Below are 13,650 nucleotides of genomic sequence, written 5' to 3' on the forward strand. Positions count from 1 at the left end.
TAATAAATATAATTAGATTTAAAATAATGTGTTATAAGAATATAATTATATTTACAAATAATTAATTGTAATTGTTTGGAATATGAATAATGAAAGTATGTATATTGAATACAAACTAGATCTAACGAAAGATTTAGAACGCGAAATAGTGGCTTTTTTAAATACTAAAGGAGGCAAAATATTGATAGGTGTAGATGATGCAGGTATTAGTGTTCAATTAAATAATATTGACAATCTACAATTAGCTATAAAAGATAGGATTAAGAATAATATAGCTCCTTCTACCTTGGGGTTAGTTGATATTTTAACTTCCGAATTTGGAGGAAATACTATTATTGAAATTCTTATATCTGTTGGTTTAGATAAGCCATATTATTGGTCAAAGTATGGTTTAACTCCTAAAGGTTGTTTTCAAAGAATTGGTTCTTCTTCTGAACCAATGTCTCCAAAAAAAATAAGTGAATTGTATTCGAGAAATGTAACTAACTCACTTTGTAGAATAAAATCGCCTACACAAGAATTGTATTTTGAGCAATTGAAAATTTATTATGAAGGTATTAGTAGACCTTTAAAGGGGCAATTTGCTAGAACTCTTGAATTATTATTAGATGATGATTATTATAATTATGCGGCTTATTTACTTTCTGATGAAAATGGCTTGTCTATGAAGGTTGCTAAATATGAGGGGATAGACCGAATTAACTTAATAGAAAATAATGAGTTTGGTTATTGTTCTTTAATTAAAGCTACGAAGCAAATACTAGATAAAGTTGGTGTTGAAAATGTAACACATTCATATATAACTGGCAAAGAGAGAATTGAACATAACCAATGGAATGAAGTTGCTGTTCGCGAAGCTATAATAAATGCTATTGTTCACAATGATTACAGAAATGAGGTACCCCCCAAGGTAGAAGTGTTTTCTGATAGAATAGAAATTCAATCTAATGGCGGATTGCCACAGGGTTTGAATGAGGGAGAGTTTTTTCATGGAATATCAGTTCCTAGGAATAAAGAGCTTATGAGAGTTTTTAAGGATTTAGGCCTGGTAGAGCAGCTAGGATCGGGTATTCCTCGAATTGTTAGTAAATATGGAGAGGATTGCTTTGAACTATCTGATAATTATATTCGTATTACTTTTTATAAGGCTAATGCGATTAAATATGTTACCCCCCAAGTTACCCCCCAAGTTACCCCTCAAGTTACCCCCCAAGTTGAAAGTATGCTTTTGATTTTGGATGGAGAATTAAGTCGGGCAGAAATTCAAGAGGTATTAAACTTAGCAGATAGGAAGCATTTTAGTCAGCACTATTTAAACCCTGCATTAGCAGATAACTTGATAGAGATGACCATACCCGATAAGCCTAAGAGTAGCTTACAGAAGTATCGGAGAACTTCGCTTGGCAGGCGATGTATTGCAGGAGATGATTCTACTCTTGAATAGGAGCTAATTCTTTTTCTTTCTCCTCTTTAGATTTTCTTAATACAGCTTCTTGCTCCTTTAGTTTAGCTTCTTTTCTAGCTTGACGACGTAGTTTTATGGTGTTCCAAAAGAAAAGTTCCTTCCAATATAAGAAGTCTTTACGGAACATAATACCTACTCCTTGCGTAGTTAAATTGGTACGAATAAGGTATCTGTCATTTGTCTTGCTATATCCTCTTAAGCGAATATTTCCCGAACGATTTAATAGCCATTCCGCTTCAAAATCACCTACAAAGTTGGTCGTGGCCATAGGGTTATCTCTGTATCCAAAGTTTCCATTAATTAATAGTCTGTTGTTTAAGAGTTGTGCCGAGAGCATTCCCTCCACTTCTACATCTGTCCAGCCCTTGCTTCCAGTACTTACATTGGTTCCAAAACTCCAATTATTATTATTAATCATCTGAGATAAAATATCATTCAACTGTCCAGAAAGGGTGGAGGATAAAACGGATGACATCATATCCGAGCTTTGATTGTTATTGGCATTGTCTGCCATATAGAATTTACCAATACCTAGTAGATATAATACTTGCATATTCATCTGTTCCTCGGTATTGATATAGTTTTTAACGAGAGAACGTACTTCATCGTGCTCATTGGGCAAATCTAAGTCGAAAGTAATGTTGGGACTAGTGAGCTGACCCGTTACTCCCAAGATGCAGTTTACTTTAATATGCGACTGGCTAGTCAACGAGTTTTCCGAAGGAATTAAGTCGGTTAGTGAAACCGAGTTGACTGTATATTGCGCCCTGATATTCAGATTTGCATCTAGCGGCCTGCCATTGAAAGAAATACTACTTCCTTGCATAATGGTGAAATCTTTGCGAATAACCTCTTGCAAGCTGAATTTATACATACCCTTTTGGATTTCGTAACTACCAAACAGACGAACATCCCCTTTGTTGTAAAACTCCATCCGAATGTTTCCAGTTCCCGCAGCTGTCATATAATCTCCCGCAATAGGGTCTAGAATTATTTTCACATTGGCTTCAGGAGTTGCTTCTATCTGTAAATTAAGACGAATATCAATATCAGAGTCGTATTCAGTATCCTCTTGTATTACGTTACCATACATATCAAGCTCTTGAGGCTTCTCTAAATTAGCATTGTGATAAGGTGTTTTATCATTAAAATGGATAAACTGATTGCTTGCTGCCGAAGCTGTAGCATTCGTTATAAAAGTAAACTGTGTATTTTTGTCGGTTCGAACGGATGCATCTACGTTGAGCCCTGCTTGGTCTCCCCTTAAAATAGTATTTCCCGTAGCATATATCTTGCCATAAAAAGGGAGGTCGGGTGATTCCTTTGTGTTCATAACCAATAGATTATTGGCATTGATATCAAACTGGTATTTCAAGTTTTTAAAATGCTGATAATGCAAAGCCCCTTTCAGTTTACCCGTATGACCTTCCAAATCTCGTAGATGAATATCTTTAAACTCTATCCCATTAGGAGTGAAATAGAGGCTATCATTGAGAGCGAAATGTGTGTTGAGTACACCTATTCTGAGAGAAGCATCAGCTAGTAAATCTCCCTCTAGATTGAGTGTTTTGAACTGTCCATGCAAACGAACACTTCCATAAGCTCTACCTTTTACATCATTGGCAATATCTGCCATATATCCCTCTAAAAACTTGATATTTGTTCCATTGGCTATAATATCCAAATCGAGTCCACTCTTGGGAGCAATAGGATATACAAACCCCGTAACATAAGTCGAGCCTAAGTCGTTTTCATTAATTTCTGCATCCAAGAAAATACCTTGTGTATCATTATCCCAAAAACCATAGACATCCATATCTCCTAGTAAACCATCATTAAAAGTAAAATTGTTTACATGTAGATTGGTATTCATATTGGGCTTATCAAAAAGGTTGCTTACAATGGCTCTTCCCGTTGTTTTTCCCTTAAAGTCAACATCCTCTTTTATATTGGCAATGTCGAAGATATAGCCCAAGTCAATGTCATTTAAGTTTAAGAAGAGTGTATCTTGAGGAGAGATAGAGCCTTGTCCATCTATCTGTAAAAACTGTCGTTCGTTACTGAATAAGAAGTTATTTACTTTCACCAATTGAGGTGCAATTTCTATTTCTGATGGGTGTATCTGCCATGTGGTATCGTTTAATATTACATCACTAGGTAATACCTTAATCTGCGTTTTGAGATAAGGTTTTTGCTTTTCATCTTTTATTCTCTGGAAAAATGTTTCTGTATTAAACTTACCACTGTAGGTAGCAGCTCCCGTATTCCCCCAGTTGAGGGAAGTAGTGATGATATCCTCTTTGGCTAGAGCATTTAAAGAGATATTCACAGCCCCATAAGATTTTTGCTGAGTAAGTCGGATGTGAGCAGTTAGTTCGTCACTCGGGTTCTCAAACAAAATCATAGCCGACTCATAGTTTACATTTTTGTAGCGTAGCTTAGGAAAATAACCTTCAATATGTACTCGTTCCTTTTCGTCATCAAAGTACCCTTTTAATGTGGAGTGCGTAAAGGTTTGAAAAGGAATATTGAAGAGATGAGTAAGTATCTCTGTATCTTCTAAATCTACTTCAAAACTAAAGTTGTTTTTACTCTTTGCTGGCGTCTTCAAGGTAGAAGTAAGCGAAGGCAAATAGCGTTTGGTGGTATTAATAATGCTACTCAATAGCGTTTTGTATGAATACTGACCATCAATATGAGCACGTAAAAACTTTGAATTGATAAGTAATTTATTGTATTCATCAGTATGTAGGGCCTGAACTTTGAAGTTATCCAACTTGTATTCAAGGAAACTCGTATGATAATCAAGATTATTAATATTAATCTCTCCATTCATTTTATCAATAGAACCACCCGTAAAATTGGCAACGATATTAACTGAAAATCTTTCATCCTCATCTCGTTTACTGAGGTTCAATTGGTAAGGACGAATATCAATGATGTTGGCCTCGAAGTTAAAAGACGGAATAGCTTGAGCAATATTAATGCTACCATTCAAATCTACCAATCCATTTTCATCATCAAGGCTAAGTTGCCCATCAAAACCACCCTCTTTGTATAAACCGTCAATGGAGATGTTTTCGTAATTGTATCCACTAAAATCAAATTCAGAAACGTTTCCTTGTATTTTGACATTAGGATATGCTTTCCTTTCCTCTTTAATTCCCTCCACATGTAGATTGAAGGATATCAAACCGAGCTGATCACTATTGGATAGTTGGGCTAAGTTAAATTCTTGCGTACTGATGCTTCCTTTATAACTAAACAAACCCTTATCCTCTGGTTTGGAGAATTTAACATCGGTACGAATATTTCCCAATGTGCTTGAGCGAAACACACCATAGGTTACAAAATCATTGGGGTAACCCGATAGTTCACCTTGGAAAGATGTTGTGCCCATACGAGTAAGAATGGGCGGTATGCCTTGAAAATCTTCATTCAAATTTCGTACAAGAAACTCCATTCCTTGCTGATCTATGGAGAATCTGGAGAGTGAAGCATAGATAAAAGCATCTTTGGGATGTGATAAGTTTTCTACCGTTCCACTCCCCCTTAAAAAGAGATGGTTATCTCCATTCAGATAAAGGTGTGAGCAGTTGAGTTGGTCTATCGTTCCATTAACCTCTAAATCTAGATTGATACGTTCCTTGAAGTTTTTGAATCCAGGTACAAACGGACTCAAATCGCCTAATGTAATATAAGAAGGAAGAGTTTTTAAAGAAAATTCAACCTCGTCGGCAAACTCATCAAAAGATTTTATCCCTGCATAAGCTAGATTGATGGTATCTATCTGTAACTTAGACTGAGGCAGAGCCACTTCAAAATTTTGAATCTGCATCTTCTCCGGATTGGCAACTACCTTAAGAGCGAGTTTCTTAAGTTCCAATCCCGATGCTTCATTCACACTAAACCGCTTAATTGAAGCATTGATAGAGTCTGGTCTTAAAGCTTTTAGAGAGATATTGGCTACAATATTATTAAACTTGAGGTGGTGTGCATTAAACTTGTGTTCAGAGTGGGGTTGATCTTCTACATCGTATGAGAGTTTTCCTCTTCGAATAAGAAGAGAGTTGATACGAAGATCAAGATTACTCTCTTTCTTGGGTTCAGAAGATTGAAAAGCATCTATGATAAATTGCAAATTGAGTTCATCTTCCAAAGAAGGTTTTGCCAGTTTTAAGTCGAATCCAAAAAGCTGTACACTATTAATAGAAATCTTTCCCTTAAGTAATTCTAAAATATCAAATCGAGCAGATAGACGAGATACTTTGAGTAAATCTTTTCCTGCAAGATCTTCCACATATAGATCCTCAATAATGATGCGATTGAGCAAACCCATATTTATCCTACCTATTCGTAGTTCAGTATGAAGATGTTCGCCCAATTCTTTGGCAACAAACTCTGACATGGAACTCTGAATAGAGGGAATGTTGAGCATAGCAATGAGGAGTAAATAAATACCCAACAATATGCCCAGAACCCATCGAACAATTTTCTTAAGCGTTTTGATAAATACGGTGTTTTAAAGTAATTTGAAACAAAAATATAAAATATAACATCACGAATCCTACTTTTATGATTACTTTTGTGGCATAATTAGATTGTTTAAATTATGAGTACAATTATATTAGGAATTGAATCATCCTGTGATGATACATCAGCTGCTGTCATAAAAGATGGATATTTGCTATCTAATGTAGTGGCAAGTCAGGCTGTTCACGAATCGTATGGTGGGGTAGTACCCGAATTAGCTTCACGCGCTCACCAACAAAATATTGTACCAGTAGTACATGAAGCATTAAAAAGAGCAGGTGTAACCAAAGAAGAACTAAGTGCAGTGGCATTTACTAGAGGTCCAGGTCTTATGGGCTCATTATTGGTAGGTGTTTCATTTGCAAAAGGATTAGCTCGCTCTCTAGATATTCCAATGATAGATGTGAACCACTTGGTAGGTCATGTTTTAGCTCACTTTATTAAAACAGAAGGAGAAGAAAACAAACAACCCAAACTACCTTTCCTTTGCTTATTAGTATCGGGCGGTAACTCACAAATTATATTGGTAAAATCTCATAGTGAAATGGAGATTTTAGGACAAACTATTGATGACGCTGCTGGTGAAGCCATTGATAAATGTTCCAAAGTAATGGGCTTGGGTTATCCAGGTGGTCCTATTATTGATAAGATGGCTCGTCAAGGAAATCCCGAAGCCTATACCTTTAATAAACCCCATATCCCAGGTTTTAATTATAGTTTTAGTGGTCTTAAAACATCCTTCCTTTACTCTTTAAAGGATTGGTTAAAAGAAGATCCCGATTTTATCGAAAAGCATAAAAATGATTTGGCTGCGTCTCTTGAAAAGACAGTTGTAGATATCCTTATGGATAAACTACGTAAAGTAGCTAAAGAATATAAAATAAACGAGGTAGCTGTTGCAGGAGGAGTTTCAGCAAACACAGGTTTACGTAACGCATTCCTTGATCATGCCAAAAGATATGGTTGGAATGTCTATATTCCTAAATTTAGTTATACCACAGATAATGCTGCTATGATTGCTATGTCTGGTTATTTTAAATACCTAGACAAGGATTTCGCAACGATTGATTTGCCAGCATATTCACGTGTATCACTATAAGGAAGGAGAGGAATGAAGATTTTTGCTGAGATTATTACGGTTGGAGATGAACTCTTAATTGGGCAGGTGGTAGATACGAACTCTGCATGGATGGGAAATAAGCTCAATCAGTTTGGCATAGCAGTAAATCGAATCACCTCAGTTCGTGACGATTCGAAAGAGATTACTGAAGCTGTAAACTCTGCCTTAAAAAGAGTAGATATTGTGTTGATGACTGGAGGGTTAGGTCCTACCAAAGATGACATAACAAAAACTACTCTTTGCCAATATTTTAATACAGAATTAGTATTCGATGAGGCCGTATATAAGAATATTAAGCGTATATTAGCAGGCAGAATACCGATGAATGAGCAGAATAAGAGCATGGCCTATGTTCCGAAAAGCTGCACGGTAATCCCTAATCATGTAGGAAGTGCCTCTATCAGTTGGTTTGATCATCAAGGTAAAGTACTGGTGTCTATGCCAGGAGTTCCTGATGAGATGAAGACTGCGATGGAGCAAGAAATCCTTCCTCGTTTAAATAAGAAATTTGATACAGATTTTATTCTTCATGAAACTTATATCGTGAAGAATTATCCAGAATCTGTTTTGGCTGAAGTCTTGGAAGAGTGGGAAGATAAACTACCTTCTTTTATCCGTTTGGCTTATTTACCCAAACCTGGAGCAATGAGATTACGATTGACTGCTCAAGGAGAAGATAAAGCAAAACTAGAGGAGACTTTAAGATTAGCTGAAGAAGGTTTACGAAAGATTCTAAAGCACGATGTTTTTGCTGAAGATGATAAACCTTTGGAAGAGCAACTTGGAATTTGGTTGAGAAAACATAAATACACAGTGGCTACAGCCGAAAGTTGTACTGGAGGTAGAGTTGCAGCTAAAATTGCAGCAATACCCGGATGCTCAGACTACTTTAATGGTTCTATCGTAGCTTATCAAAATGGTGTAAAGAGAATGCAGTTGGGCGTACAGTCCGCTACATTAGAAAAGCATGGAGCAGTGAGTGAAGAAACTGCTCTTGAAATGGTTCAAGGAGTATGTAAGCAGCTTCATTCCGACTGTGGAATAGCGACTACTGGAATTGCTGGTCCTACGGGAGCAGCACCTGGTAAACCTGTTGGGACAGTTTGGATTGCAGTAAAATGTGGTGATAAAATCCGCACTCGTTTGCTAAATTATGATCATGGAAGAGAGATGAATATAGAGCGAACTTGTAATCAAGGATTTTTTATGTTAATGGAACTGCTTCAAGAACTTAAATAGTCTTATACTTCAATGAATTATTTTGAAAAAATCTTGCTTTCTAACTAGAAATGTGCTTTCTTTGCACTCTGTTTGAAATAAGTATAGAGAAAAAAACGAAAAAATAAGATAGAAATGTCGAAGATTTGTCAAATTACCGGAAAGAAGGCCATGGTTGGCAACAACGTTTCACACTCTAAAAGAAGAACTAAAAAAACTTTTGATGTGAACTTGTTTAATAAGAAGTTCTACTATGTAGAACAAGGTTGCTGGATTAGCTTAAGCATTAGTGCTGCTGGTTTACGCACAATTAACAAAATTGGTTTAGATGCTGCTCTACATGAAGCTGTAGATAAAGGCTTTTGCAGCTGGAACAGTATTAAAGTAATCGGATAAACAGGAGGACTGACTTATGGGAAAAAAGGCAAAAGGTAATAGAGTGCAAGTTATTCTAGAATGCACTGAGCACAAAGAAAGTGGTATGCCAGGTACTTCACGTTATATCACTACAAAGAACAGAAAAAATACAACTGAAAGAATTGAGTTGAAAAAATACAACCCAATCTTGAAGAAAGTAACAGTACATAAAGAAATAAAATAATATACTCATGGCAAAGAAACCAGTTGCGCGTACGCACGAAGGTCAAGACCGCGCATATACTAAAGCAATTAAAATGGTTAAGTCTCCAAAAACAGGAGCTTACATGTTTGAAGAAAAAATTCTTCACAAAGATCAGCTTAAAGACTTCTTTGAAAAATAAGAGATGTATTGAACCTTATATAAAAAAGCCCTTCCTATGCGGAAAGGGCTTTTTTTGTGTCTTATAACTTCTGTAAATTCAAGAAAGTGGATACTCTTTTTCCCCTTCTTGAAAGCTCGCAAAGCGAGGTGCATCCTTGTCATTGACGGGGTCTTCTGCATCCCAAGGCCACCCGCCAAATTCTGTTTTTCTAAAATCCTCAAAAGCTTGTAAAATCTCTTGCTTACTATTCATAACAAAAGGTCCATGTGCTGATACTGGCTCATTTATTGGCTCACCTTCAAGAACTAAGAGTTTGGCAACTTTCCGACTTGTATTCTGAACCGTAATCTCTTCGTTACCCTCTAACTGCGCATACATTCCCTCAGATAATCCTTGACCCTCTAAATCTACTTCTGCTTGATTTTGAGAATAATGATAAATAGATCTGTTGAGGGTAGAAGATACCTTTGGCAGGGTGATTTTAGCATGAGGCTCTAGTTCTAGGAGTAAAATACAAACTCTATTCTTTCTATCAAATGCCCATGAATGAGGAGTAGGATCGAGTGAGAGTATCCCATTAAATTCTCCAGCAAGAACCCTAACAGTAGCCTTTGCCCCCTCATGATCCACTACTGTTGTTGGAATATCTTCTGCCCACAGCATTTTGTAATTAGGTTCAACCATCTTATCCTTTTTAGGGAGATTGAGCCATATTTGGAATAATTCCATCGGGTTCTCTTGCTCTTCGCTAAGTAGAGGAAACATCTCAGAGTGTTGAATGCCCTTTCCGGCAGTCATCCATTGTACATCTCCTTCACCATATCTCCCGTAACACCCAAACGAATCGAAGTGATCAGCATAGCCTTTGGTTACCACTGTTATGGTTTCAAAACCTCTATGTGGATGCACGGGAAATCCAGGAATTTTATTTCCATAATACATCCTCCATGGAGCTAATAAATCAAAATCTCCATTGGGGTTGCGATTGGGTAAATACTGAATAGGAGTCATCTGTTTAGTGCCTTTTGGGAAAGCATCTCGATGATGAAAACATAAGATATAAGGATTTTGCACAGCGAGCTGAAACTCCATTGGAGCTACTAGTTTTACTTTCATAGTTTTATGTTAATAGTTTCATATATAACAAATAGTAAAGGCTTAAGGTTTTGCGTGGTTTAAGCTCTTATATTATTCATCAAACTAGATGGATAATTTTACACTTATGCTTTAAAATTGTTATCTTTGTAGGCCAAAGAAGGTATATACTAAACTAATTCGCGAAATATGGGAATATTTAATTTTTTCTCTAAGGAGAAGAAAAAGACCTTGGACCAAGGTTTGTCAAAAACTAAAGAGAGTGTTTTTAGTAAAATAGCTCGTGTTGTTGCAGGAAAGTCAAAAGTTGATGATGACGTTCTTGATGACCTAGAAGAAGTCTTGATTACATCTGATGTTGGCGTAGATACTACACTCAAGATTATTGAGCGAATAGAGAATAGAGTATCGAAAGATAAATACGTCAATACGAAAGAATTAAATGCTATTCTTCGTGAAGAAATTGCATCCCTTTTAATAGAAAACAAAGCAAGTGATGCTGCTTTTGATCTTCCTCAAAGAGATACACCTTACGTTATTATGGTGGTTGGCGTGAATGGTGTGGGTAAAACTACTACTATCGGGAAGATAGCCGCTAAGTTCAAGGCTGCTGGTAAATCAGTATATCTTGGAGCAGCAGATACTTTCAGAGCAGCTGCTGTTGAGCAATTGGAGATTTGGGGAGAGAGAGTAGGGGTTCCTGTTATCAAACAAAAGATGGGTTCCGACCCAGCATCAGTAGCTTTTGATACCTTGAGTTCGGCTGTAGCCAATCATGCAGATGTTGTAATTATCGATACCGCAGGTAGATTACACAACAAAATCAACCTCATGAATGAATTGACTAAAATTAAGAATGTAATGAAGAAAATCATACCCGATGCTCCTTCCGAAGTTCTTTTAGTCCTCGATGGCTCTACGGGTCAAAATGCATTTGAACAAGCAAAACAATTTACTCTAGCTACAGAAGTAAACTCATTGGCTATTACCAAACTAGATGGTACGGCAAAGGGTGGTGTAGTGATAGGTATCTCAGATCAATTCCAAATTCCTGTTAAATATATTGGCCTTGGTGAGGGCATAGACGATTTACAAGTGTTTAATAAGGAGGAATTTGTAGACTCACTATTTGGAGAACAATAAATGAAGAAAACAATAGATATTATTACTTTAGGTTGCTCAAAGAACCTAGTCGATTCAGAGCAACTTATCCGTCAACTAGAAGCTTCTGGCTATCATGTAGAACACGATCCAGAAGAACCTCAAGGCGATATCGCCGTTATTAATACATGTGGATTTATAGGTGATGCAAAAGAAGAATCAATCAATATGATTCTGGAATTTGCTCAAGCCAAAGAAGAAGGAGTGTTGGATAAGCTTTTCGTGATGGGATGTTTATCTGAACGCTATTTGAAAGAACTTCAAATTGAAATCCCTCAAGTTGATAAGTTTTATGGTAAATTTGATTGGAAAGGTTTATTAGCTGATTTAGGGAAAAACTACGATCCAAAGCTTCATTTGGAACGTAGCCTAACTACTCCCGATCACTATGCCTACTTGAAAATATCAGAGGGTTGTGATCGTACTTGTTCGTATTGTGCTATCCCCATTATTACCGGTAAACATGTTTCTCGACCTATGGAAGATATCCTCGATGAGGTGAAACTATTAGTAGGACAGGGAGTGAGAGAGTTTCAGGTAATAGCTCAAGAACTAACCTACTATGGTGTAGATCTGTATAAAAAACAACGTCTTCCTGAGTTAATAGAGCGTATGGCTGCTATTCCTGGTGTTGAATGGATTCGTTTACACTACGCCTATCCAGCACACTTCCCATACGATTTATTGCGTGTTATGCGTGAGAACGATAATGTATGTAAGTACTTAGATATCGCATTGCAACATATCTCAGATAATATGCTTTCTAAGATGCGTCGTAATGTAACCAAGGCAGATACCTTGGAAATGATAAGACGTATGCGAGCAGAAGTTCCAGGCATTCATATTCGTACTACATTAATGGTTGGGCATCCAGGAGAAACAGAGCAAGACTTTGAAGAGCTGAAAGACTTTGTCCGTGAAGTGAAGTTCGATAGAATGGGAGCATTTGCCTATTCAGAAGAAGAAGGTACTTTCTCAGCTAAGAATTATGAAGATGAAATTTCTGATGATGTCAAACAGGCTCGCCTAAGTGAGTTGATGGATATTCAACAGAGTGTTTCTGCAGAGGTAGCTCAACGTAAAGTAGGTACCGAGCAACGCGTAATCATAGATCGTATCGAAGGAGAATATTTTATAGGAAGAACTCAATATGACTCTCCAGAAGTGGACCCAGAAGTTCTCATTAAAGATGAAGGGCAAGATATTGAAATTGGTTCTTTCTACGATGTGAAGATTTCAGGTTCCGATGATTTTGATCTCTATGGAGATCTTATTTAAAGACGGTAATAGTGAATAGTCAGTTATTTATTGATAAGCTAGCAAGTAAAATTAATATGCAGGAGGCAGATGTTTCAATTTATCTTGAAACCTTTGTTTTAGGGTTTGCTACAGAATTGCAAACTTATAGAAAAGCTAGTTTTGATCCTTTCGGTGTCTTTGAAGTTGAAAAGCGTTTAGAGTATATTGAAAAGCGAGAAGATGGCAGTAAAATACTGAATCCACCTTCTCTTAAAGTGGTTTTTTCATCATCTGCTATATTGGGTGTTTTAAAGTTAGATGAAAATGAAGAAGTAAACCCTGTCTATGAACTATTTGAAGAACGCTATGAATGGCAGAAAGAAGCAACCTCCTTATTTATAGCTCAAATAAAATCGGTCATTAAATCTCAACTTTTAAAAGATAAGAAATCTGTTATTCCAGGTTTTGGTACTTTTGAAGGAGAGTTGGGAGGAGATATTATTTTTACTCCTGATGAGACTTTCGCTGAAACAATAAATAAACCCTTTTCTCATTTTCAGGCTGTTGAGTTGAGCTGTAATGAGAAGGAGTTGAAATCTACAGCTGCATCCGAGGTAGTAGATTCTTCAAAACCTAAAGAAGTACAAGAAGCATCTACTCAAGGCAATATTGAAGCAGAACCCCGTAAGGAGGACGATCATAGTTCTGCTGAATCTGTTTCTGTAGAACTTAATGCACCCATCACTCACCCAGAAAAGAAAGAAGAAGTTGGTAATGAAAAGCCTCAAGAACCCCTTGATACTACTCCAATGGCAAAAGAAAGCCCCATTGTTCAAGAGTCTAAAGTAGAGGAGAAGAATCCGATTGCAAACCGAGAAGATTCAATAGCTCAAAAAGAGGAGTTGCCCGTAAAAGTATCTGAAGCAATTGAGGAAAACATAGAACAACATACCGAAGAACTCGAAGATCAGTTATTACGATATGATGACCGTCTTGCCAAGATAGAGCAGCGACTGATTAATAAAGATCAAGTCATTACTTATTATAAGCGATTAACTCTTTTACTAGGGCTGATT

At 36.8% G+C, this 13,650-nt stretch carries 11 protein-coding genes; 9 read left to right on the plus strand and 2 right to left on the minus strand.

Annotated features, from left to right (window positions below; all coding sequences use genetic code 11):
• The first annotated feature begins 82 nt into the window (after window positions 1–82).
• Entirely contained in the window at window positions 83–1,444 is a 1,362-nt protein-coding gene (locus K8V80_RS07100; protein WP_276776515.1) for a Fic family protein, read from the plus strand.
• On the opposite strand, the gene K8V80_RS07105 is transcribed toward K8V80_RS07100, so the two are convergent.
• A complete protein-coding gene (locus K8V80_RS07105; RefSeq protein WP_006744591.1) occupies window positions 1,431–5,903 on the minus strand; it encodes a translocation/assembly module TamB domain-containing protein in 4,473 nt (1,490 codons plus the stop codon). The two genes, K8V80_RS07100 and K8V80_RS07105, sit on opposite strands and share 14 nt — an antisense overlap.
• A gap of 174 nt (window positions 5,904–6,077) precedes the next feature.
• Here K8V80_RS07105 and tsaD point away from each other — a divergent pair, with 174 nt between their 5' ends.
• The 5 genes from tsaD (at window position 6,078) to K8V80_RS07130 (ending at window position 9,097) form a co-directional block, all read left to right on the plus strand.
• Window positions 6,078–7,097 carry a tRNA (adenosine(37)-N6)-threonylcarbamoyltransferase complex transferase subunit TsaD gene (gene tsaD / locus K8V80_RS07110; protein WP_276776517.1) on the plus strand — a complete coding sequence of 340 codons (1,020 nt, stop codon included), beginning with the start codon at window positions 6,078–6,080 and terminating at the stop codon, window positions 7,095–7,097.
• An 18-nt stretch (window positions 7,098–7,115) separates the two neighbouring features.
• The gene (locus tag K8V80_RS07115) at window positions 7,116–8,357 is read left to right on the plus strand and encodes a CinA family nicotinamide mononucleotide deamidase-related protein (RefSeq protein ID WP_276776532.1); all 1,242 of its coding nucleotides are present in this window, start codon (window positions 7,116–7,118) and stop codon (window positions 8,355–8,357) included.
• A gap of 114 nt (window positions 8,358–8,471) precedes the next feature.
• Window positions 8,472–8,732: a 50S ribosomal protein L28 gene (gene rpmB / locus K8V80_RS07120; protein ID WP_006744594.1), complete on the plus strand. Its 261-nt coding sequence runs from the start codon at window positions 8,472–8,474 to the stop codon at window positions 8,730–8,732.
• 16 nt (window positions 8,733–8,748) lie between these two features.
• Window positions 8,749–8,937: a 50S ribosomal protein L33 gene (gene rpmG, locus K8V80_RS07125; RefSeq protein ID WP_006744595.1), complete on the plus strand. Its 189-nt coding sequence runs from the start codon at window positions 8,749–8,751 to the stop codon at window positions 8,935–8,937.
• A gap of 7 nt (window positions 8,938–8,944) precedes the next feature.
• On the plus strand, window positions 8,945–9,097 hold the full coding sequence (locus K8V80_RS07130; RefSeq protein ID WP_006744596.1) for a DUF4295 domain-containing protein: 153 nt from the start codon (window positions 8,945–8,947) through the stop codon (window positions 9,095–9,097).
• A gap of 78 nt (window positions 9,098–9,175) precedes the next feature.
• Here the strand turns inward: K8V80_RS07130 and K8V80_RS07135 are convergent, their stop codons facing one another.
• The gene (locus tag K8V80_RS07135; protein WP_276776523.1) at window positions 9,176–10,195 is read right to left on the minus strand and encodes a pirin family protein; all 1,020 of its coding nucleotides are present in this window, start codon (window positions 10,193–10,195) and stop codon (window positions 9,176–9,178) included.
• Window positions 10,196–10,363: 168 nt separating this feature from the next.
• On the opposite strand from K8V80_RS07135, the gene ftsY reads away from it, so the two are divergent.
• The 3 genes from ftsY to K8V80_RS07150 form a co-directional block, all read left to right on the plus strand.
• Window positions 10,364–11,317 (plus strand): signal recognition particle-docking protein FtsY, encoded by a 954-nt coding sequence (gene ftsY, locus K8V80_RS07140; RefSeq protein WP_006744598.1) that lies wholly within the window; start codon window positions 10,364–10,366, stop codon window positions 11,315–11,317.
• On the plus strand, window positions 11,318–12,613 hold the full coding sequence (gene rimO, locus K8V80_RS07145) for a 30S ribosomal protein S12 methylthiotransferase RimO (protein WP_276776527.1): 1,296 nt from the start codon (window positions 11,318–11,320) through the stop codon (window positions 12,611–12,613).
• A gap of 11 nt (window positions 12,614–12,624) precedes the next feature.
• The coding region (locus K8V80_RS07150; RefSeq protein WP_276776530.1) for an HU family DNA-binding protein at window positions 12,625–13,650 on the plus strand (1,026 nt) is incomplete at its 3' end.

It is taken from the genome of Bacteroides coprosuis (assembly GCF_020741705.1).
GTDB lineage: Bacteria > Bacteroidota > Bacteroidia > Bacteroidales > Bacteroidaceae > Bacteroides_E > Bacteroides_E coprosuis.